Genomic DNA, 20435 nt, shown 5'->3' on the forward strand with positions numbered 1-20435 from the left:
CCCCATGAAACCGATCACGTCGCCCATCACCGCCCCCGCGTCGCGAGGAGAATCCGTGGCTACCGATGCACCGCCGCCCGAGCGCAGTACGGACACCAGTCCGGACCAGCCCACCACCGAGGCCTACCTGGAGGTCCAGGGAAGCGCGGAATTCGCCGAACTGCGCCGCTCGCACCGGTCGTTCGCCTTCCCGCTGACCGTCGCCTTCGTCACCTGGTACCTGGTCTACGTCCTGCTCTGCAACTACGCGGGCGACTTCATGGGAACCAAGGTCGCCGGCAACATCAACGTCGCGCTCGTCCTCGGGCTCGCCCAGTTCGCCACGACCTTCCTCATCGCGTGGTTCTACTCCCGCCACGCCGCCACCAAGCTCGACCCGAAGGCGGCGGCCATCAAGTCCCGTATGGAGGCCGACGCATGAGCGCCGCCCAGGTCGCGCACCCCGCCGTCCAGCTCGCCGCCGCCGAAGGCGCGAGCGACCACCGGACGCTGATCATCACCCTCTTCGCGGTCTTCGTGGTCGCGACCCTCTTCATCACGGTGTGGGCCGGCCGCCAGACCAAGAGCGCCGCCGACTTCTACGCGGGCGGACGCCAGTTCACCGGCTTCCAGAACGGGCTCGCCGTCTCCGGCGACTACATGTCCGCCGCGTCCTTCCTCGGCATCGCCGGAGCCATCGCGCTCTTCGGCTACGACGGCTTCCTCTACTCCATCGGCTTCCTCGTCGCCTGGCTCGTCGCCCTGCTCCTGGTCGCCGAACCCCTGCGCAACTCCGGCCGCTACACGATGGGCGACGTCCTCGCCTACCGCATGCGGCAGCGCCCCGTACGCACCGCCGCGGGCGTCTCCACCATCGTCGTCTCGATCTTCTACCTGCTGGCCCAGATGGCCGGGGCCGGCGTTCTCGTCTCACTGCTCCTCGGCATCACCAGCGACGGCGGAAAGATCGCGATCGTCGCCCTGGTCGGCCTGCTCATGATCGTCTACGTCACCATCGGCGGGATGAAGGGCACCACCTGGGTGCAGATGGTCAAGGCCGTCCTGCTCATCGCGGGCACCCTGCTCATCACTTTCCTGATCCTGCTGAAGTTCCACTTCAACATCTCGGACCTGCTGGGCACCGCCGCCACCAACAGCGGCAAGGGCTCCGCCTTCCTGGAGCCCGGCCTCAAGTACGGCGCCACCGGCACCTCGAAGCTGGACTTCCTCTCCCTCGGCATCGCCCTGGTCCTCGGCACCGCCGGACTGCCGCACATCCTGATCCGCTTCTACACCGTGCCCACCGCCAAGGCGGCCCGTAAGTCCGTCAACTGGGCCATCGGCATCATCGGCGCCTTCTACCTGATGACGATCGTGCTCGGCTTCGGCGCGGCCGCGCTGCTCAAGCCGGACGACATCATCGCCTCCAACAAGGCGGGCAACACCGCGGCCCCGCTGGCCGCCCTGGAGATCGGCGGCGGCTCCGGCTCCACCGGCGGCGCCGTACTGCTCGCGGTGATCTCCGCCGTCGCCTTCGCCACCATCCTCGCCGTGGTCGCCGGACTCACCCTGGCGTCCTCCTCGTCCTTCGCCCACGACATCTACGCCAACGTCATCCGCAAGGGGAAGGCGACCGAGAAGGAGGAGGTCCGCGCCGCCAAGTGGGCCACCGTCGCCATCGGCATCGTCTCCATCGGCCTCGGCGCCATGGCCCGCGACCTCAACGTGGCCGGACTGGTCGCCCTGGCCTTCGCCGTCGCCGCCTCCGCCAACCTGCCGACGATCCTCTACAGCCTCTTCTGGAAGCGGTTCACCACCCAGGGCGCCCTCTGGTCCATCTACGGAGGACTCGCCTCCTCCGTCCTGCTGGTGCTCTTCTCGCCGGTCGTCTCCTCCAAGCCGACCTCGATGTTCCCGGACGTCGACTTCGCCTGGTTCCCGCTGGAGAACCCCGGCCTCATCTCCATCCCGCTGGGCTTCCTGCTCGGCCTCGTCGGCACCCTGCTCTCCAAGGAGGAGCCCGACAAGGGCAAGTACGCCGAGCTGGAGGTCAAGTCCCTCACCGGCGTCGCCGCGCACTGAGCGCGTCCGGGCTCCCGCCCGGCACCCCGCACGCAAGGAAGTTCACACAAGCGTACGGATCGAGCACGTCCACCGCGCCGGTCACGCCGTAGAGTCCTCACGGTGTGACCGGCGCAGGCCGTGGAGCCACACCGCGCGGAACCACGGTGTGCGCCACCACCGTGCGCGGGGTCCGGCCGCCCGGCTCGCGTAGTCTCGGAAGAGAAGAAGAGCCAGGACCGCATCACGGACACGCCGTGAACGCCATCGGGGGAGGGGCGCACATGCTCATCGACACCTACGACCGGGTCGCCACCGACCTGCGTGTCTCCCTGACCGACAAATGCAACCTCCGCTGCACCTACTGCATGCCCGAAGAGGGCCTCCAGTGGCTCGGCAAGAGCGAACTGCTCAGCGACGAGGAGATCGTCCGGCTCGTCCGGATCGCCGTCGGACAGCTCGGCATCACCGAGGTCCGCTTCACCGGCGGCGAGCCCCTGCTCCGCCCGGGACTGGTGGGCATCGTCGAGCAGTGCGCCGCGCTGACCCCCCGCCCCCGGATGTCCCTCACCACCAACGGCATCGGGCTCAAGCGCACCGCCGCCGCCCTCCAGGCCGCCGGGCTCGACCGGGTCAACGTCTCCCTGGACACCCTGCGGCCCGACGTCTTCAAGACCCTGACCCGCCGCGACCGGCACGGGGACGTGCTCGACGGGCTCACCGCCGCGCACGAGGCGGGCCTCACCCCCGTCAAGGTCAACTCCGTGCTCATGCCGGGACTCAACGACGACGAGGCCCCCGACCTGCTCGCCTGGGCGGTCGCCCACGGCTACGAGCTCCGCTTCATCGAGCAGATGCCCCTCGACGCCCAGCACGGCTGGAAGCGCGACGGCATGATCACCGCCGGTGACATCCTCGCCTCGCTGCGCACCCGCTTCACACTCACCGCCGAGGACGACGGCGCCCGCGGCTCCGCCCCCGCCGAACGCTGGACCGTGGACGGCGGCCCGCACCGCGTCGGGGTCATCGCCTCGGTGACCCGCCCGTTCTGCCGGGCCTGCGACCGCACCCGGCTCACCGCCGACGGGCAGGTCCGCACCTGCCTCTTCGCCCGCGAGGAGACCGACCTGCGGACCGCGCTGCGCTCCGGCGCACCGGACGAGGAGATCGCCCGGCTCTGGCGCGTCGCGATGTGGGGGAAGAAGGCGGGATCGGGCCTGGACGACCCGTCCTTCCTCCAGCCCGACCGCCCGATGTCCTCGATCGGCGGCTGACGGCGCGTACCGCCCCGGGGCCGCCCGCGCGCGGCGGGATCAGGCCTCGGCCGTGGGATCAGCCCCCGGCCGGGTCCTCCCAGTCGGCCAGCGCCACGACGTCCTTCAGGAACCCCCGTACCCCCAGGAACTGCGACAGGTGCTCGCGGTGCTCCTCGCAGGCCAGCCAGGTCTTGCGGCGCTCCGGGGTGTGCAGCCTGGGGTTGTTCCAGGCGAGCACCCACACCGCGTCCGCGCGGCAGCCCTTGGCGGAGCAGATGGGGGTACCGGTGCCGCTCTCGGCGGAAGTCAGGGGGAAGTTCACGGCCTCCACCCTAAAACAGCCGGTGGGGCCGCCTCCGCGCGCGTCCGGAGGGCGGGAAAAAACGACGCCGAGCAGCCACGGGGGGAGCTGCTCGGCGTCGGTCTCTCGCTCCGACGGGGGATGCGGAGCGCATAAAGGAGTATGTCACGCACGCCCTGTCGGGATGCACCTGAACTCCACGATTGAGTCGCGGTTTTCTTGGGTTCTGCCCGCTGGTGAAACTCATCCGTGCCCGTGCGGATACCGGGTGCGACCGTCCGTCCCCGCAGCCGTGTCCGTACCGGTTCCGGCGCGGTCCTCGAAGGCGCGCCCCGCATCCGTTCCGGCTCCCGTTCCCGCTCCGGCGCCCGACTCCAGGGCCGGCAGCACGGGTGCCGGCACGAAGGTGGACGGCAGCGAAGGGGTGTTCTCCCGGCCCGCGTTGGCGATGACCACCGCCACGTACGGCAGCAGCAGGCCCAGGGCCAGCGCCACGATCGAGATGTGCCGCTCGACGTTCCACAGGACCGCGGCGAGGATCACCGACACCGTCCGCACGGACATCGAGATCACGTACCGGCGCTGCCGGCCGCGCACGTCGTCGGCCAGCCCCTGCCGGGCCCCGGTGATCCGGAAGACCTCCGCGTCGCTGCGCTTGCCCATCATGTCTCCACCGCCTGCTCGCTGTGTGCCGGACACCCAGGACCGGACCGTTCTCAAGGTACGCCCGGCCCGCCCCGCGATCGAGACCGGGTGGGCCGGTCGCGCCCTCCTGGTACCCGTACGGCACCGCCCGACATGCGGGGGAAGCATCCGCACACGACACTTGAGCCGATATGCGCATGATGCGCAGTTCGAGGAGGCGGTATGAGCTGGTTGTGGGCGATCATCGTGGGCCTGGTGCTGGGTCTGATCGCGAAGGCGATCCTTCCGGGCAAGCAGGACATCCCGCTCTGGCTGACGACCGTGTTCGGCATCATCGGCAGCATCCTCGGGAACGCCGTCGCGGCCTGGATCGGCGTCGAGGACACCAAGGGCATCGACTGGATCCGGCACGTGCTCCAGTTGATCGGCGCGGTGGCGGTGGTCGGTGTCGGCGACGTGGTCTGGCAGTCGATCCGGGGACACGGCAAACAGAGAACCTGATTCCGGACAGCACACACGGCGGAGGCCGGGCACGCGGGACGCGCGCCCGGCCTCCGCCGTGTCCGGAAGGGTTCAGCCCGCGGCGATCTCGACCACCGCGAGGTTCTTCTTGCCCCGGCGCAGTACCAGCCACCGGCCGTACAGCAGGTCGTCGGCGGCGGGCAGCGCGTCGCCGTCGGTGATCTTGACGTTGTTCAGGTACGCGCCGCCCTCGTTCACCGTGCGGCGGGCACCCGACTTGCTCGGCGCGAGACCGACCTCGACCAGCAGGTCCACCAGCGGCGCCGGCTCGGCGACCTTCGCGTGCGGCAGCTCGGAGAGCGCGGCACCCAGCGTCGCCTCGTCGAGCTCACCCAGCTCGCCCTGGCCGAACAGCGCCTTCGACGCGGCGATGACGGCCGCGCACTGGTCGGCGCCGTGCACCAGCGTCGTCAGCTCCTCGGCCAGCGCGCGCTGCGCCGTACGGGCCTGCGGACGCTCCTCGGTGATCTTCTCCAGCTCCTCCAGCTCGGCCTGCGACGCGAAGCTGAGGATGCGCATGTAGGGGGAGATGTCGCGGTCGTCGACGTTCAGCCAGAACTGGTAGAACGCGTACGGGGTCGTCATCTCCGGGTCCAGCCAGACGGCGCCGCCCTCGGTCTTGCCGAACTTCGTGCCGTCCGCCTTGACCATCAGCGGGGTCGCCAGCGCGTGCACCGTGGCCGCGGGCTCCAGGCGGTGGATCAGGTCGATGCCCGCCGTGAGGTTGCCCCACTGGTCGCTGCCGCCCTGCTGGAGGACGCAGCCGTGGCGCCGGTACAGCTCCAGGAAGTCCATGGACTGGAGCAGCTGGTAGCTGAACTCGGTGTAGCTGATGCCCTCCTGGGACTCCAGGCGGCGGGCCACGGAGTCCTTCGTCAGCATCTTGTTGACCCGGAAGTGCTTGCCGATGTCCCGCAGGAACTGGATCGCGGACATGCCGGCGGTCCAGTCCAGGTTGTTCACCATGACCGCGGCGTTCTCCCCCTCGAAGGAGAGGAACGGCTCGATCTGCGAGCGCAGCCGGGTCACCCAGGCGGCGATGGTCCCGGGGTCGTTCAGCGTGCGCTCGGCGGTCGGCCGCGGGTCGCCGATCTGACCGGTCGCCCCGCCCACCAGCGCCAGCGGACGGTGGCCCGCCCGCTGGAGCCGGCGCATGGTGAGCACCTGGACCAGGTGACCGACGTGCAGGCTCGACGCGGTCGGGTCGTAGCCGCAATAGAAGGTGACCGGACCGTCGCCAAGAGCCTTGCGCAGGGCGTCCTCGTCAGTGGACTGGGCGAACAGCCCGCGCCACTTGAGCTCGTCGACGATGTCCGTCACGGTTCCGTGTCTCCTTCAGCGAGTGAACAGTGGGCCTCCGTGCCTGGTGGGCCCACTCCCGGCCAGTCTAAGCGGTGTCCCGGGCCGCCCCCGATGGGTTTACGGGACGGGGCCCGGGCCCCCGGCTCACACCCCCCGGCTGACCGAGCTCATGTTGAAGTCCGGGATGCGCAGCGCGGGCATCGCGGCGCGGGTGAACCAGTCGCCCCACTCGCGCGGCAGCGTCCGCTCCGTGCGGCCCGCCTCGGTGGCGCGGGAGAGCAGGTCGACCGGCGATTCGTTGAACCGGAAGTTGTTCACCTCGCCGACCACCTCGCCGTCCTCCACCAGGTAGACGCCGTCCCGGGTCAGCCCGGTCAGCAGCAGCGTCGCCGGGTCGACCTCCCGGATGTACCAGAGGCAGGTCAGCAGCAGCGCCCGGCCGGTGGTCGCCGCCACCATCTCGTCCAGCGACCGCTCGCCGCCGCCCTCCAGCAGCAGGTTGTCGATGGCCGGGGCCGGCGGCAGGCCCGTGGACGCCGCCGTGTGCCGGGTGGTGGTCAGCCGCTCCAGCCGGCCGCCGCCGATCCAGTCGGTCGACCCGAGCGGCAGCCCGTTGTCGAAGACGGACGCCTCGTCCCCCGAGGAGTGCGCGATCACGAACGGGGCCGACTCCAGCCCCGGCGCGTGCGGGTCGCTGCGCAGGGTCAGCGGCAGCGGCGAGAGCGTCTCGCCCAGCCGGGTCCCGCCACCCGGCCGGGAGAACACCGTCCGCCCCTCGGTGGCGTCCCGGGCGGTCGACGACCAGAACTGGTAGATCAGCAGGTCCGCCACGGCGGTCGGCGGCAGCAGGGTCTGGTAGCGGCCGGCCGGCAGCTCGATCCGCCGCTCCGCCCAGCCGAGGCGGCGGGCCAGCTCCGCGTCGAGGGCCGCCGGGTCGACGTCCTTGAAGTCGCGGGTGGCCCGCCCGGCCCACGCGGACCGGGAACGGTCCGGCGACTTGGCGTTCAGCTCGAGGGTGCCGGTCGGCTGGTCGTGGCGGAGCCGCAGCCCGGCCGAGGTGCCCAGGTAGGTGGAGACCATCTGGTGGTGCGCGAAGCCGTACAGCTCGCGGCCGCCCGTGCGGGCCCGGGCGAAGGCCTCGCCGAGGGCCGGCGCGAAGTCGGCGAAGACGTCCGACCCGGTCTCGGCGGGTGCGTCGGTGAAGTCGGGGGAGGCCGGAACGCCGGTGACCGGCGGCTGGGCGTCCTCGGCGGGACCCGCCGCGCGGGCCGCCGCCTCCGCCGCCCGTACCAGCGGTTCCAGGTCGTCCGCCGTGACGGCGGAGCGCGAGACGACCCCGGAGGCCGTTCCCTCGGAACCGTCCACGGTGGCGACGACGGTCAGGGTCCTGCCCCGGGTCACGCCGTTGGTGGTCAGGGCGTTGCCCGCCCAGCGCAGGTTCGCCGAGGACGCCTCGTCGGCGATGACCACGCAGCCGTCGGCGGTGGACAGTTCGAGGGCGCGCTCGACGATCTCGTACGGCTTGCTCACGCGGCTCATCGGCCCGCCTCCTGCGTCGTGTTGAGGATGTTCACGCCCCGGAAGAGAGCGGACGGGCAGCCGTGCGAGACCGCCGCGACCTGGCCCGGCTGGGCCTTGCCGCAGTTGAAGGCGCCGCCCAGCACGTACGTCTGCGGGCCGCCGACCTTCTCCATCGACCCCCAGAAGTCGGTGGTCGTCGCCTGGTACGCGACGTCCCGCAGCTGACCGGTCAGCTCACCGTTCTCGATCCGGAAGAACCGCTGCCCGGTGAACTGGAAGTTGTAGCGCTGCATGTCGATCGACCAGGAGCGGTCGCCGACCACGTAGATCCCGCGCTCCACCCCGCCGATCAGATCCTCGGTCGAGAGCCCGCCCGGGTCGGGCATCAGCGAGACGTTGGCCATCCGCTGCACGGGGACATGGCCCGGCGAATCGGCGTACGCACACCCGTTGGACCGGCCGAGGCCGGTCAACTTCGCGATACGCCGGTCGAGTTGGTACCCGACGAGGGTGCCGTCCCTGACCAGGTCCCAGGACTGCGCCTCGACGCCCTCGTCGTCGTACCCGATCGTCGCCAGCCCGTGCTCGGTCGTCCGGTCACCCGTCACGTTCATCACCGGGGAGCCGTACGCCAGCTTCCCCAGCTGGTCGAAGGTGGCGAAGGAGGTCCCCGCGTAGGCCGCCTCGTACCCCAGCGCCCGGTCCAGCTCGGTGGCGTGGCCGATCGACTCGTGGATGGTCAGCCAGAGGTTCGACGGGTCGACGACCAGGTCGTACCTCCCCGCCTCCACGCTCGGCGCCCGCATCTTCTCGGCGAGCAGCCCCGGGATGCGCTCCAGCTCGTCGTTCCAGTCCCAGCCGGTGCCGGTCAGGTACTCCCAGCCGCGGCCGGCCGGCGGGGCGATCGTCCGCATCGAGTCGAACTCGCCCGTCGTGCCGTCCACCGCCACCGCCGTCAGCTGCGGATGCACCCGCACCCGCTGCTGCGTGGTGACCGTGCCCGCGGTGTCCGCGTAGAACTTGTTCTCGTGGACGGCCGTCAGCGAGGCGTCCACGTGCGCGACCCCGTCCGCCCCGAGCAGCCGCGCGCTCCACTCGGCGAGCAGCCCGGTCTTCTCCTCGTCCGGTACGGAGAACGGGTCGATGCCGTACGCGGAGACCCAGGTCCGCTCGCCGTGCACCGGCTCGTCCGCCAGTTCCACCCGCTCGTCGGAGCCCGCCGCCGCGATCACCTTCGCCGACAGCTTCGCCATGGCGACGGCCTGCGAGGCGACCTTCGCCGCCGCGTCCATCGTCAGGTCCACACCGGACGCGAACCCCCACGCCCCGCCGTGCACGACCCGCACCGCGTACCCGAGATCGGTGGAGTCCGAGGCCCCGGAGAGGCGGGCGTCGCGCAGCCTCAGGGACGCGCCGCGCACCCGCTCGAAGCGGAAGTCCGCGTGCGTGGAGCCGAGTGCGCGGGCCCGCGCGAGGGCGGCGTCGGCGAGGGCCCGTAGGGGCAGGGCGAGAAACGACGGGTCGATGTCATGGGCCACGGACGGCCTCCCTTGCGCTGTGGAATCGTGCCCGGGCGTGAAGTCAATCACGGTGCGGCCGGGGCGTGATGGACGGTCGAGCGCGTCATCTCTACGGCGGAAGGCGGCCCGCGCGGCCCGCCCGGCACACCACTGGAAGCGGCGCCGACTGTAGAAACCCCACAGCACCTCGCACGAGCCACTGTCAGGGCCCGATTCTCCGTACACCGCACCGTACCGATAGGTTTTCGACGTACCAGACCGTCAAGGAAAGGGTGATCCGTTGAGCCGCTCGGTTCTCGTCACCGGAGGAAACCGGGGCATCGGCCTCGCCATCGCCCGCGCCTTCGTCGACAACGGCGACAAGGTGGCGATCACTTACCGCTCCGGCGAGCCGCCTCGGGAACTCGCCGAGGCGGGTGTCCTCGCCGTCCGCTGCGACATCACCGACGCCGAGCAGGTGGAGCAGGCCTACAAGGAGATCGAGGAGAAGCACGGCCCCGTCGAGGTGCTGGTGGCCAACGCCGGCATCACCAAGGACCAGCTCCTCATGCGGATGTCGGAGGAGGAGTTCACCTCCGTCATCGACACCAACCTCACCGGCACCTTCCGTGTGGTCAAGCGCGCCAACCGCGCCATGCTGCGCGCGAGGAAGGGCCGCGTGGTCCTCATCTCCTCCGTGGTGGGCCTCCTCGGCTCGGCCGGTCAGGCCAACTACGCCGCTTCCAAGGCCGGACTGGTCGGGTTCGCCCGGTCGTTGGCCCGCGAGCTCGGCTCGCGGAACGTCACTTTCAACGTCGTCGCGCCCGGTTTTGTCGACACCGACATGACGCAGGTGCTCACCGAGGACCAGCGCAAGGGCATCGTCGCCCAGGTCCCGCTCGGCCGCTACGCGCAGCCCGCGGAGGTCGCCGCGGCGGTCCGCTTCCTCGCCTCCGACGACGCGTCGTACATCACTGGAGCCGTCATCCCCGTTGACGGCGGATTGGGCATGGGTCACTGATCACCATGAGCGGAATTCTCGACGGCAAGCGCATCCTCATCACCGGGGTGCTGATGGAGTCCTCCATCGCGTTCCACACCGCCAAGGTGGCCCAGGAGCAGGGCGCGGAGATCATCCTCACCGCCTTCCCCCGCCCCACCCTGACGGAGCGCATCGCCAAGAAGCTCCCCAAGCCCGCGAAGGTCCTCGAGCTCGACGTCACCAACGCCGAGCACCTCGACCGGCTCGCCGGTCTGGTCCGCGACGAGCTCGGCACGCTGGACGGTGTCGTCCACTCCATCGGCTTCGCGCCGCAGGACGCCCTCGGCGGCAACTTCCTGAACACCCCGTTCGAGTCGGTCGCCACCGCGATGCACGTCTCGGCGTTCTCGCTGAAGTCGCTCGCGATGGCCTGCAAGCCGCTGATGACCGAGGGCGGCTCGATCGTCGGCCTCACCTTCGACGCGCAGTTCGCGTGGCCGCAGTACGACTGGATGGGCCCGGCGAAGGCCGCGCTGGAGGCCACCTCCCGTTACCTCGCCCGTGACCTGGGCGCGGACAACATCCGCTGCAACCTGATCTCCGCGGGCCCTCTCGGCTCCATGGCCGCGAAGTCCATCCCGGGCTTCGGCGACCTCGCGAAGGTCTGGGACACCCGGTCGCCGCTGGCCTGGAACATGGCCGACCCGGAGCCCGCCGGCCGGGGCGTCGTCGCCCTGCTGTCGGACTTCTTCCCGAAGACCACGGGCGAGATCATCCACGTCGACGGTGGCGTGCACATGATCGGCGCCTGACCCGTACGGCCCCCTGCCGGCCGCGCACCCGCATCCGGATCCCCTCCGGAGGGTGCGCGGCCGACGCGCGTTCCGGCCCGTGTCTCGCGCGGCGGACCGGACCGGGCGGACCGGACCGGGGAGCCGCGTACGGGGCACGCGGGAGCTCCGCCGCGCACGGTCCGTGACGCCCCGGGTCGAAAAGACCGGCGATCCACCGCAGAATGTGGAGGAACCGGACTCTGGTCAGGCTGCGGGGAGGAGAACACCGTGCGTCCCACGCATCGCCGCACCTGGGTTCTGCTCGTCTCCGCGGCAGCCGTCGCGGCCCTCGCGGTCCCGGTCGGAATCCACACCGCCGGATCGGGGCCGGCCGCCGGATCCGAGGGCTCGGGCCCCCGCACACCGTCCCTGGAGCCCGCCGGATCCGAGTGCCGCACCACGGTCGAGGGCTCCCTGGTGGTCTCCTACTGCCACAACCCGTACCCCTCCCTCGACCGTGTCCGGCTGCACACGGAGTGCGCCCAGTGGTGGGACGTGGACGGCGACGGCGCGGCGGTCGTCGTCGAGCCGGGGCGTACCGTCCGGCTCCAGGACCGCTGCTGGAAAGAGGTGGCCACCGCCTGGGTCACCCACAACGCGACGCCGCCGGACACCGCCTGAAGGCTGCCCAGGGCGCTCCGGTCGGGGGCCTTTCCGGTCAGCGGCCCCCCTTCGGTGAGGATTTCTTCGGTCAGCCCCCTTCGGCCGGCCTCTTCCGGTCAGGGCCTCTCGGGCGGGCAGTGCAGCGCGTGGCCCCCGGCCTCCTCGGCCGCCGTCCGCGCGTCGCCCTCGCGGATCGCCTCGACCAGCCGCCCGTGGTCCATGAGGTCCTCCGGCCGCAGCTCCGGTCCCACGTCACCGCGCAGGTAGTCGCGGAGCACATCGCCCAGGTCCGCGTAGATCCCGGTCAGTACGTCGTTGTGCGCGGCGGCCACGATCGCCAGGTGCAAGGTGGCGTCCGCCTCGACGAACCCCTCCGCGTCCCCCGCCGCCCAGGTCACCTCGCGCCGCGCCATCAGGGCGTCCATCTGCTTGAGGTCCCGGTCGGTGCGCCGCCCGGCCGCCAGCCGCGCCGCCGCCGACTCCAGTACCGAGCGGAGCTCGGACACATGGCGCGGATCGGCGGTCGCGAAGCGCCGCTGCATCACCCCGGCCAGCTCACTGGTGGCCACCACGTACGTTCCCGAGCCCTGGCGGATGTCCAGCAGACCGTTGTGGGCGAGGGCGCGCACCGCCTCACGGACCGTGTTCCGGGCCACGCCGAGCTGCTCGACCAGCTCCGGCTCGGTGGGGATGCGCGAGCCGACGGGCCACTCGCCCGAGGTGATCTGGTTCCTCAGCTGGGCAATCACCTGGTCGGCGAGTGCCGAGCGCCGGGGGGACGTCAGCGCCATGAGACTCCTTGCTTGGCAGTGCTCCGCAGTGCTCCGAGCCCTCGGTGGCCCGGAAACCTCCCGGATTCCGGGGTGCGGCGAGGCGTGGTCCGGATTCTGTCAGGAGCGCCCGGGGCATCCGCGCCCCGGGAGCGCCGTCGGTGGTGGTGTGCGCGCCCCGGGAGCGCTCTGCCGGTGGCGTCCGCACCCCCGGAGCGCCGTCGCGCCGGGGTGGACAACCAATCATCCCATGATTCTATGATGGCGTCATGCTGGAAGACGTCACCGAGACACCCGACCCGGCCGCCGCGACCCCGGCACGGGGGCCCGAACCGACCGTCCCGAAGTCCACGCCCCCCGCCGGGGACGCCCCCGCGGCAGCCTCCCCGTGGTTGCCGCGCCTCCTCGCCGTCGGCCTCGTCCTGGCCGCGCTCAACCTCCGCCCGGCCATCACCAGCCTGGGTTCGCTCCTCGAAGAGGTGCGCGACGGGCTCCACATGAGCGGCGGAGTCGCCGGCGCCCTCACCTCGGTGCCGCAGCTCTGCTTCGCGGTGTTCGGGATCACCGCCCCCCGCCTCGCCCGCCGCTTCGGCCCCGCCGCCGTCGTCCTCGCGGGCATGGTCGCGATCACCGCCGGCCTGCTGATCCGCCCCTTCACCGGCTCCACCGTCGGATTCCTGCTCGCCAGCACCCTCGCGCTGATGGGCATCGCGGTGGGCAACGTCCTGATGCCGGTGATCGTCAAACGCTGGTTCCCCGACCGCGTCGGATCGATGACCGGCCTCTACTCGATGGCCCTCGCCTTCGGCACCTCCCTGGCGGCCGCCGCCACCGTGCCGGTGACCGACGCGCTGGGCGGCAGCTGGCGGGCCGGCCTCGCGGTCTGGGCCACGCTCGGCGTCCTCGCCGTACTGGTCTGGATCCCGCTGGTGGTACGCAGCCGGGCGGGCACCCCGGGAGAGGCGGCCGTGGCCCTCCCGCAGCAGGCGGCCGCCGACTTCAGGATCACCAGAATTCCGACCGCCTGGGCCCTCGCCTGCTACTTCGGGCTCCAGTCCACCGCCGCGTACATCACCATGGGGTGGATGCCGCAGATCTTCCGGGACGCGGGGATCTCCGCGAGCACGGCGGGCGTGCTGCTCGCGATCACCATGGTCATGGGCGTGCCGCTCGCCTTCGTCATCCCCCGGGTCGCCGCCGGGATGCGCACCCAGGGCCCGATCGTCCTCGTCCTGGGGGTCTGCGGCCTCGCCGGGTATGCGGGCCTCTACCTCGCACCGGCGGGCGGCGCCTGGTTCTGGGCGGTGCTGCTGGGCATCTCCAACTGCTCCTTCCCGCTCGCCCTCACCATGATCGGCATGCGCACCCGCACCGGGGCGGGCGTGGCCCGGCTCTCGGTGTTCGCCCAGTCCACCGGTTATCTGATCTCGATCCCCGGCCCGCTCCTCGTCGGTGTGCTCAACGAGCGCAGCGGCGGCTGGGGCCTGCCCATCGCCTTCATGGCGGCGCTGATGGTTCCGCAGATCGTGGTGGGTGTGTTCGCCGGACGGGACCGGACGATCGACGGCCACGGGTGAGATGCGAGACTTGCCTCATGCCAGTGCTCGATCCGCATCCCCAGAACGGCCAGAAGAAGCTTCTCCTCGTGCTCGGGGCCATGCTTCTCATCACTGTGATCATCGGAGTCATCGCCTCGGTCTTCGCTCCGTAACGGTCGCTCCGTAACGGTCGCCCGGTGACGCCCGCCCGGTGACGCCCTGGGCAGGTTGTCCCGCGCGGCCGTGCGTCCTGCCGGGGCGGTCGCTTCCGTGCTCCTGTGCTTCCGGCGGATGGTGGGGACAGCCCCACCATCCCCTAGGGGGCCAGGTTCAGGGTCGAGTGGGTGGGTCACCGGATGGGCGGCCCGTCAGCCCTTCCGTAGGTTCTGAGTAAAGGAACCCACGACCCACGGAGGCGGCCATGCCGGCCCGTACGAACCCCCGGCCCGCGCGCGGGCCGGCCGCCGGGGCACCGGTGCGGCTGCCCTGGTGGGCGCTGGCGCTGCCGGTGCTCGCGTTCGCCGTGCTGCTGCTCATGATCACCGACCCGGAGCAGGCGCACGCCGCCTCCGCCGATCCCGGCTTCGGCCGGTTCGTCGAGCGCGCGCTCGATCGGTTGTCCTACTGAACGCCCCTCGCGGCCCCGTCCGGGACCTCCTCGTCACCCCTGGCGGTCGAGCCCGTCAACACCCTGCGCCCGGGCCGCCGATTCGTGCGAAGCTGAACAACATGAGCGTCGACACACCTCGCAGGATCGTTCTTCTCCGGCACGCGAAGGCGGAATGGTCGCAAGCCTCCGATCACGAGCGCCCGCTCGCGGAGCGCGGACGCAAGGACGCGCCCGTGGCCGGACGGAAGCTCGCCGATTCCGGCATCGACTTCGACCTTGCCCTGTGCTCGACCGCCGCCAGGACGCGGGAGACCTGGAAGCTGGCGGTCCACGAGTTCGAGCAGCGCCCCAGGACCGTGTACGAGGAGCGGTTGTACGACGCCTCCCTCGGCGAACTCATCGCCCTCTTCAACGAAACCCCCGACGAGGTGCGCAACCTGCTCGTCATCGGTCACAACCCGGGGATGCACGGCGCGGCCGACGCCCTCGCGGGCTCGGCCGAGGGCGATGTGCTGGCCCGTATGACCAGGGACGGCTTCGCGACCGCCGCCTATGCCGTCCTGGAGTTCCCCGGCACGTGGAAGAGCGTCGAACTCGGCGCGGGCAGGCTCACCGACTACTGGACGCCCATCGACTGACCGCTTCCGCCGTACGGAAGGGCCCCGGCACGCATGCGGCGTGCCGGGGCCCTTCCGTACCGTACGGGGAACGGGCGGACGCCCTCAGGCGCCGGGGGCGTCCGCCGCCTCGACCTCTTCGCGGGTGATGCCCAGCAGATAGAGCACGGTGTCCAGGAACGGCACGTTCACCGCCGTGTGCGCCGCCTGCCGGACGACCGGCTTGGCGTTGAACGCCACCCCGAGACCCGCCGTGTTCAGCATGTCCAGGTCGTTGGCGCCGTCCCCGATCGCCACCGTCTGCGCCAGCGGAACGCCCGCCTGCTCGGCGAAGCTGCGCAGCAGCCTGGCCTTGCCCGCCCGGTCCACGATGGGGCCCACGACCCGCCCGGTGAGCTTCCCGTCGACGATCTCCAGCGTGTTGGCGGAGGCGAAGTCCAGCCCCAGCCGCTCCTTGAGATCGTCCGTGACCTGGGTGAACCCGCCCGACACGACGCCGACCTGGTAGCCGAGCCGCTTCAGCGTGCGGATGAGGGTACGGGCCCCGGGGGTCAGCCGGACCTCCGCGCGCACCTTCTCCACGACGGACTCGTCGAGTCCGGCCAGCAGGGCGACCCGGGCGTGCAAGGACTGCTCGAAGTCCAGCTCCCCGCGCATCGCCTGCTCGGTCACCGCGGCGACCTCCTTCTCGCAGCCCGCGTGCGCGGCGAAGAGCTCGATCACCTCGTCCTGGATCAGCGTGGAGTCCACGTCCATCACCACCAGGCGCTGGGCCCGGCGGCTCAGACCGGCCGACATCACCGCCACGTCCACACCGATCTGCGCCGCCCCGACCGCCAGCGCGGTCCGCAGCTCCTCGGTGCCCGCTCCGGAGACGGCGAACTCGACGGCCGTCACCGGGTACTTCGCGAGCCGGAAGATCCGGTCGATGTTGGCACCGGTCGAAGTGATCCTGGCCGCTATGGCGGCGGTCGACTCGGCGGTCAGCGGGTTGCCCAGCACGGTCACGTGGGAACGGCCGTCGCCGCGCGAAGGGTTGTCACCCGTCCCCGAGATGATCTCGGCCTGCAGCTTCAGGGACTCGGCCCAGCTGTGCACGGTCGCGCGCAGATCGCCCTCGGTGGTGCCGCCGGCGGTCGGGGTGGTCACCAGAGCGCACAGCACGATCCGGCCACGGGTGACCACCTGCTCGATGTCCACGACGTCCACCGCGTAGGCGGCGAGTGTGTCGAAAAGCCCGGCGGTGATACCGGGACGGTCCTTCCCGAAGATCTTCACCAGAAGAGTGGGGGAGTCGCTGCCCGGACGGGACCCGGGGAGCTCGGAGGACGAGGGAGACTGAGATGGCTGAGATGCGCTCATGGTGGTTCCACCGTATCGGTCGCCCCCGGAGCCCCGGCACGCCGTCCCGAGTGGCGGACACCCGGGCCCCTCGACCTGCGGGACCTCGGTCGGCCCCGCTCGCGGCACCGACCGGCACACCGCCGGGGCACTCCGGGAACACCTCCGCGGCGCCCGCCGTGCCGCCCCGGAACCCGCTCCCGCCAACAAGCCCCGGGACGCCCGGCTTTCAGATCGGGGAGTGTCCCTGCAATAGTGCCCCCCGATGTTCAGCATCCCTGGGCTTCCGCACAGCGGGGGAAAAACGGGGGACGACAAGTGGGGCGCGGAGTGCCAGAACTCGTACTGGAACTGAATGGCAGAACCTGGACGCTCGATCCGTCCAGGTCGTACACGCTCGGACGTGATCCGCAGGGGGACCTGACGTTCGAGGACGCCCGGGTGTCGTGGCGGCACGCCACGATCGGCTGGGGAGGCAACGGCTGGTTCATAGAGGACCACGGCAGCACCAACGGCACCTATGTGCGGGGCAGCCGGGTGCAGCGGGCCGAGGTCGGCCCCGGCACCGAGGTGCGACTCGGCAACGCCAACGACGGACCCAGGGTCGCCCTGACCGCTCCCGCCGCCGCGCCGCCGCAGGCGCAAGCCGGACCGGCCCAGCGGGCTCCGTACCAGCCGCCGGTGGCGCAGGCCCAGCAGGGGGCGCCGTACCAGCCGCAGGCGGCCCCGTATCCGCCTCCCGTCGCGTCCCCGCCGCAGCAGCCGGTGTCCCAGCAGCCCGCGCCGCAGCAGTCCTGGCAGCAGCCGCAGGACCGGGCCGTGCGGGACTGGGCCGCGCAGGGCCAGGGGGCGCAGGTCCCGCACCAGCAGGGGCCCGTCGCGGGGGCCGGGGTACCGGTGCACAGCGATCGCAGCCCCACCACCTTCCACCAGCTGGCGCTGGGCCGGGTCATGCGCATCGGCCGCGCCCTGGAGAACGAGCTGGTCGTCTCGGACCTCCAGGTCTCGCGCCACCACGCCGAGTTCCACGCGACCCCCGACGGCCGCTTCGAGATCCGCGATCTCGGCTCGCACAACGGCACGTACGTCAACGGCCAGCAGCTCCAGAAGTCCGGTTCCGCATTCCTCGGGCCGAACGACATCGTCGGTGTCGGCCACTCCACCTTCCGGCTGGTCGGGGACCGGCTGGAGGAGTTCGTCGACACCGGCGAGGTCTCCTTCTCCGCCCGCCACCTCACGGTGACGGTCGACGGCGGCAAGCAGATCCTCAAGGACGTCTCCTTCGGCATCCCCGAGAAGTCTCTGGTCGCGGTGATCGGCCCGTCCGGCTCCGGCAAGTCCACCTTGCTCAAGGCGCTCACCGGCTACCGGCCCGCCGACCAGGGCGACGTCCTCTACGACAACCGTGACCTCTACAAGCAGTTCGCCGAGCTGCGCCAGCGCATCGGGCTCGTCCCGCAGGAAGACATCCTGCACAAGGAGCTCAAGGTCACCAAGGCCCTGAAGTACGCGGCCAAGCTCCGCTTCCCCGCCGACACCACCGAGGCCGAGCGCCAGGCCCGTATCCACGAGGTCCTCGTCGAGCTGAAGCTCGACATCCACAAGGACAAGAAGGTCACCTCCCTCTCCGGCGGCCAGCGCAAGCGCGTCTCGGTCGCCCTGGAGCTGCTGACCAAGCCGTCCCTGATCTTCCTGGACGAGCCGACCTCGGGCCTCGACCCGGGCATGGACCGCGACGTCATGCAGCTGCTGCGCGGCCTCGCCGACGACGGCCGTACGGTCCTCGTCGTCACCCACTCCGTCGCCGAGCTCGCGATCTGCGACAAGCTGCTGGTGATGGCACCCGGCGGCGCGGTGGCCTACTTCGGGCCGCCGGAGGAGGCGCTCAACTTCTTCGGCTACGACACCTGGGCCGATGTCTTCTCCGCGTTCGAGAACTACCGCGACTACGACTGGGCGGGACGGTGGCGCGGCTCGCAGCACTACCAGATGTACGCCGCCGACATCGACGCGGTCGCCGCGCAGCCCGTGAACACGGCACCCCCGCAGCAGCTGCGCCCGCCCAAGCCGCAGGGCTGGGCGACGCAGCTGTGGACCCTGATCCGCCGGTACGTCTCGGTCATAGCGTCCGACAAGGGCCTGCTGAGCCTGATGGTCGCGCTGCCCGCCGTCCTGGGCATCGTCAGCTTGATCATCCCGGCCAAGCTCGGCCTGGCCGCACCTGCCGAGCCCCACAAGTTCAACACCAAGGCCGGCACGATCCTGTTGATCCTCGCGGTCGGCATGTGCTTCTCCGGGGCGGCGAACTCCGTACGAGAACTGATCAAGGAACGCGTCATCTACGAACGGGAACGGGCCACCGGCATCTCCCGGTCCGCGTACCTGATGTCCAAGGTCATCGTTCTCGGCCTGATCACGGCGCTGCAGGGCGTCATCATCTGCGCCATCGGCCTTTCCACCCGGCAGCTGCCGGAGGAAGGGCTCGTCCTGCCCCCGGCCGCCGAGATCTGCGTCGCGATCATGGCGCTCGGCTTCACCTCGATGATGATCGGCCTGGTCATCTCCTCGCTGGTGAAGACCGCCGAGATGACCATGCCGCTGCTCGTCATGTTCGCGATCGTGCAGGTCGTCTTCACCGGGATCCTCTTCCAGATCTACGACTCTCCCGGCCTGGAGCAGTTCGCCTGGCTGATGCCGTCCCGCTGGGCCGTGGCCGCGGCCGGTGCCACACTCGACCTCGGTCACGTCATGCCGCCGTGGGACCCCGCCGATCCCACCGGTCTCGACCCGCTCTGGGAGCACTCGACAGGCGTCTGGGCCACCGACCTCGCGGTCCTGCTGGCACTCGGTGCCGTCTGCTGCTTCGTCGTCGCCCGGCTGCTGCGCCGCCACGAGCCCGAGGTCATGCGCAAGTAGGGGGCACTCCCGCGCTCCCGGGCCGTGCCCGGGTACGCGGACGCGCCGGAGGGCGGCACCCCGGTCGGGGTGCCGCCCTCCGGCGGTCTCAGCCGTGCTCAGGCCCTGGGACCGCGGTCCTGCCGCGAGGAGCCGGTCAGTACGCGCTGTCGACGTTGTCGATCGTGCCGTACTTGTCGGCCGCGTAGTTGGCCGAGGCGGTGATGTTGGCGACCGGGTCGTACTGGCTGTGGACCGTGCCCGGGACGTGGTAGTAGTCGAAGGTCGGCTTGATGATCTGGAGCAGACCGATCGACGGGACGCCGTTCTGGGCGTTGATGTCCCAGTCGTTGATGGCGCGCGGGTTACCGCTGGACTCGCGGATGATGTTGCGGTGCAGCCCCTCGTACGTACCGGGGATGCCCTTCTCCTTCATGATCGCGAGGGACTCGCGGATCCAGCCGTCCAGGTTGTCCGCGTAGACCGGCTTCCGCTCGGCGGAGCGGCTGGCGGACTCGTTGGACGAGCGCTGCGAGGCGTCGGACTTCGCCTTGGCCTCGTCGGCGGCCTTGACCTTGGCGGCGGCCTCGGCACGCTCCCGCGCCTTCGCGTCGGTCAGCGCCTTCGCGTCGGCGACGGCCTTGGTGCGGGCGGCCTCGTCCTTCGCCTTGGCGGCGTCGGCGGCCTTCACCAGCTTGGCGGCGGTCGAGTTCTGCTCGATCACGCTGTCCTGCACGGCCTTGGCCTGAGCCGAGTCGGCTGCCGACGCGAAGACGACCGGGGACGACGCCACGGAGGCGTTGGTGCTCTCGGCCTGGGCGCTGCTGGGAACCAGCGAGAACGTCAGGGCGGCAACACCCAGCGCGGAGACGCCGGCGACGGACAGCTTCTGCGTCTTGTTCAGACGACGGGTTCGGTCAAATATGCGGGACGCGGACATGCAGACGTACCTCTTCGAATCGTTGGAACCCCGTGGGGGGCACCAGGACGGAGAGTGGCGGTGCGCCTCTCTGTCAGGTGGAAATGCAATTCTTAGCGACCGCAAAATGCCCTGGCAAAGGTGTGACGTACGAAGCCGTCTAGTGGATCAGAGCCTTATGTCCGTTTCATCGAAGCCCGTCATGACCGGCTAAATCACCCTTATTCATCCACTAACGGGC

20 protein-coding genes are annotated in these 20435 nt (G+C 70.8%); 12 read left to right on the plus strand and 8 right to left on the minus strand.

What is annotated here, in order from left to right; translation table 11 throughout:
- Window positions 1–55 precede the first annotated feature (55 nt).
- The 3 genes from ACWCSV_RS03790 (at window position 56) to moaA (ending at window position 3314) form a co-directional block, all read left to right on the plus strand.
- A complete protein-coding gene (locus ACWCSV_RS03790; RefSeq protein WP_451138211.1) occupies window positions 56–421 on the plus strand; it encodes a DUF485 domain-containing protein in 366 nt (121 codons plus the stop codon).
- Window positions 418–2061, plus strand: coding sequence for a solute symporter family protein (locus ACWCSV_RS03795; RefSeq protein WP_451138212.1), 1644 nt, complete (start codon window positions 418–420; stop codon window positions 2059–2061). Before ACWCSV_RS03790 ends, ACWCSV_RS03795 begins: the two co-directional genes overlap by 4 nt.
- Before the next feature lie 263 nt (window positions 2062–2324).
- On the plus strand, window positions 2325–3314 hold the full coding sequence (gene moaA, locus ACWCSV_RS03800) for a GTP 3',8-cyclase MoaA (protein ID WP_451138213.1): 990 nt from the start codon (window positions 2325–2327) through the stop codon (window positions 3312–3314).
- 58 nt (window positions 3315–3372) lie between these two features.
- On the opposite strand, the gene ACWCSV_RS03805 is transcribed toward moaA, so the two are convergent.
- Together ACWCSV_RS03805 and ACWCSV_RS03810 are read right to left on the minus strand one after the other, a co-directional pair.
- Window positions 3373–3618 carry a hypothetical protein gene (locus ACWCSV_RS03805; RefSeq protein WP_451138214.1) on the minus strand — a complete coding sequence of 82 codons (246 nt, stop codon included), beginning with the start codon at window positions 3616–3618 and terminating at the stop codon, window positions 3373–3375.
- 222 nt (window positions 3619–3840) lie between these two features.
- Window positions 3841–4263, minus strand: coding sequence for a DUF3099 domain-containing protein (locus ACWCSV_RS03810; protein WP_451138215.1), 423 nt, complete (start codon window positions 4261–4263; stop codon window positions 3841–3843).
- Between the two features lie 201 nt (window positions 4264–4464).
- Between ACWCSV_RS03810 and ACWCSV_RS03815 the strand changes: the two genes are divergently transcribed.
- Complete coding sequence (locus ACWCSV_RS03815) at window positions 4465–4743, plus strand: GlsB/YeaQ/YmgE family stress response membrane protein (RefSeq protein WP_266702929.1); 279 nt, start codon at window positions 4465–4467, stop codon at window positions 4741–4743.
- Window positions 4744–4815: 72 nt separating this feature from the next.
- Here the strand turns inward: ACWCSV_RS03815 and tyrS are convergent, their stop codons facing one another.
- From tyrS to ACWCSV_RS03830, 3 genes are all read right to left on the minus strand, one after another.
- Window positions 4816–6084, minus strand: coding sequence for a tyrosine--tRNA ligase (gene tyrS, locus ACWCSV_RS03820; RefSeq protein WP_451138216.1), 1269 nt, complete (start codon window positions 6082–6084; stop codon window positions 4816–4818).
- A gap of 126 nt (window positions 6085–6210) precedes the next feature.
- On the minus strand, window positions 6211–7605 hold the full coding sequence (locus tag ACWCSV_RS03825) for a metallopeptidase TldD-related protein (protein ID WP_451138217.1): 1395 nt from the start codon (window positions 7603–7605) through the stop codon (window positions 6211–6213).
- Window positions 7602–9125, minus strand: a complete 1524-nt coding sequence (locus ACWCSV_RS03830; protein WP_451138218.1) for a TldD/PmbA family protein — start codon at window positions 9123–9125, stop codon at window positions 7602–7604. Before ACWCSV_RS03830 ends, ACWCSV_RS03825 begins: the two co-directional genes overlap by 4 nt.
- 262 nt (window positions 9126–9387) lie before the next feature.
- Between ACWCSV_RS03830 and fabG the strand changes: the two genes are divergently transcribed.
- The 3 genes from fabG to ACWCSV_RS03845 all read left to right on the plus strand — a co-directional run bounded on the left by fabG (window position 9388) and on the right by ACWCSV_RS03845 (window position 11522).
- Entirely contained in the window at window positions 9388–10107 is a 720-nt protein-coding gene (fabG, locus tag ACWCSV_RS03835; RefSeq protein ID WP_451138219.1) for a 3-oxoacyl-[acyl-carrier-protein] reductase, read from the plus strand.
- A gap of 5 nt (window positions 10108–10112) precedes the next feature.
- Window positions 10113–10880: an enoyl-ACP reductase FabI gene (gene fabI / locus ACWCSV_RS03840; RefSeq protein WP_450770951.1), complete on the plus strand. Its 768-nt coding sequence runs from the start codon at window positions 10113–10115 to the stop codon at window positions 10878–10880.
- Window positions 10881–11129: 249 nt separating this feature from the next.
- Window positions 11130–11522 (plus strand): hypothetical protein, encoded by a 393-nt coding sequence (locus ACWCSV_RS03845; protein ID WP_451138220.1) that lies wholly within the window; start codon window positions 11130–11132, stop codon window positions 11520–11522.
- Between the two features lie 98 nt (window positions 11523–11620).
- On the opposite strand, the gene ACWCSV_RS03850 is transcribed toward ACWCSV_RS03845, so the two are convergent.
- Window positions 11621–12295, minus strand: coding sequence for a FadR/GntR family transcriptional regulator (locus ACWCSV_RS03850; protein WP_451138221.1), 675 nt, complete (start codon window positions 12293–12295; stop codon window positions 11621–11623).
- A gap of 248 nt (window positions 12296–12543) precedes the next feature.
- Between ACWCSV_RS03850 and ACWCSV_RS03855 the strand changes: the two genes are divergently transcribed.
- From ACWCSV_RS03855 to ACWCSV_RS03870, 4 genes are all read left to right on the plus strand, one after another.
- A complete protein-coding gene (locus ACWCSV_RS03855; protein WP_451138222.1) occupies window positions 12544–13851 on the plus strand; it encodes a CynX/NimT family MFS transporter in 1308 nt (435 codons plus the stop codon).
- 17 nt (window positions 13852–13868) lie between these two features.
- Complete coding sequence (locus ACWCSV_RS03860) at window positions 13869–13985, plus strand: SGM_5486 family transporter-associated protein (RefSeq protein WP_327175008.1); 117 nt, start codon at window positions 13869–13871, stop codon at window positions 13983–13985.
- A gap of 248 nt (window positions 13986–14233) precedes the next feature.
- Window positions 14234–14440, plus strand: a complete 207-nt coding sequence (locus ACWCSV_RS03865; protein ID WP_451138223.1) for a hypothetical protein — start codon at window positions 14234–14236, stop codon at window positions 14438–14440.
- Window positions 14441–14541: 101 nt separating this feature from the next.
- Complete coding sequence (locus ACWCSV_RS03870; protein ID WP_451138224.1) at window positions 14542–15060, plus strand: SixA phosphatase family protein; 519 nt, start codon at window positions 14542–14544, stop codon at window positions 15058–15060.
- A gap of 84 nt (window positions 15061–15144) precedes the next feature.
- Here the strand turns inward: ACWCSV_RS03870 and serB are convergent, their stop codons facing one another.
- Window positions 15145–16401 carry a phosphoserine phosphatase SerB gene (gene serB, locus ACWCSV_RS03875; protein ID WP_451138225.1) on the minus strand — a complete coding sequence of 419 codons (1257 nt, stop codon included), beginning with the start codon at window positions 16399–16401 and terminating at the stop codon, window positions 15145–15147.
- Between the two features lie 297 nt (window positions 16402–16698).
- Here serB and ACWCSV_RS03880 point away from each other — a divergent pair, with 297 nt between their 5' ends.
- Window positions 16699–19296, plus strand: a complete 2598-nt coding sequence (locus ACWCSV_RS03880; RefSeq protein ID WP_451138226.1) for an FHA domain-containing protein — start codon at window positions 16699–16701, stop codon at window positions 19294–19296.
- 136 nt (window positions 19297–19432) lie between these two features.
- On the opposite strand, the gene ACWCSV_RS03885 is transcribed toward ACWCSV_RS03880, so the two are convergent.
- Window positions 19433–20215: a transglycosylase SLT domain-containing protein gene (locus ACWCSV_RS03885; protein WP_451138227.1), complete on the minus strand. Its 783-nt coding sequence runs from the start codon at window positions 20213–20215 to the stop codon at window positions 19433–19435.
- Window positions 20216–20435 lie beyond the last annotated feature (220 nt).

It is taken from the genome of Streptomyces sp. NPDC001770 (assembly GCF_053596135.1).

Coding starts and splice junctions, on each gene's coding strand:
- ACWCSV_RS03885 (WP_451138227.1), bottom strand. CDS start 20,215: ATGTCCGCGTCCCGCATATTTGACCGAACCCGTCGTCTGAACAAGACG.
- serB (WP_451138225.1), bottom strand. CDS start 16,401: ATGAGCGCATCTCAGCCATCTCAGTCTCCCTCGTCCTCCGAGCTCCCC.
- ACWCSV_RS03795 (WP_451138212.1), top strand. CDS start 418: ATGAGCGCCGCCCAGGTCGCGCACCCCGCCGTCCAGCTCGCCGCCGCC.
- ACWCSV_RS03825 (WP_451138217.1), bottom strand. CDS start 7,605: ATGAGCCGCGTGAGCAAGCCGTACGAGATCGTCGAGCGCGCCCTCGAA.
- moaA (WP_451138213.1), top strand. CDS start 2,325: ATGCTCATCGACACCTACGACCGGGTCGCCACCGACCTGCGTGTCTCC.
- ACWCSV_RS03870 (WP_451138224.1), top strand. CDS start 14,542: ATGAGCGTCGACACACCTCGCAGGATCGTTCTTCTCCGGCACGCGAAG.
- ACWCSV_RS03815 (WP_266702929.1), top strand. CDS start 4,465: ATGAGCTGGTTGTGGGCGATCATCGTGGGCCTGGTGCTGGGTCTGATC.
- fabI (WP_450770951.1), top strand. CDS start 10,113: ATGAGCGGAATTCTCGACGGCAAGCGCATCCTCATCACCGGGGTGCTG.
- ACWCSV_RS03855 (WP_451138222.1), top strand. CDS start 12,544: ATGCTGGAAGACGTCACCGAGACACCCGACCCGGCCGCCGCGACCCCG.
- ACWCSV_RS03810 (WP_451138215.1), bottom strand. CDS start 4,263: ATGATGGGCAAGCGCAGCGACGCGGAGGTCTTCCGGATCACCGGGGCC.
- ACWCSV_RS03865 (WP_451138223.1), top strand. CDS start 14,234: ATGCCGGCCCGTACGAACCCCCGGCCCGCGCGCGGGCCGGCCGCCGGG.
- ACWCSV_RS03850 (WP_451138221.1), bottom strand. CDS start 12,295: ATGGCGCTGACGTCCCCCCGGCGCTCGGCACTCGCCGACCAGGTGATT.
- ACWCSV_RS03860 (WP_327175008.1), top strand. CDS start 13,869: ATGCCAGTGCTCGATCCGCATCCCCAGAACGGCCAGAAGAAGCTTCTC.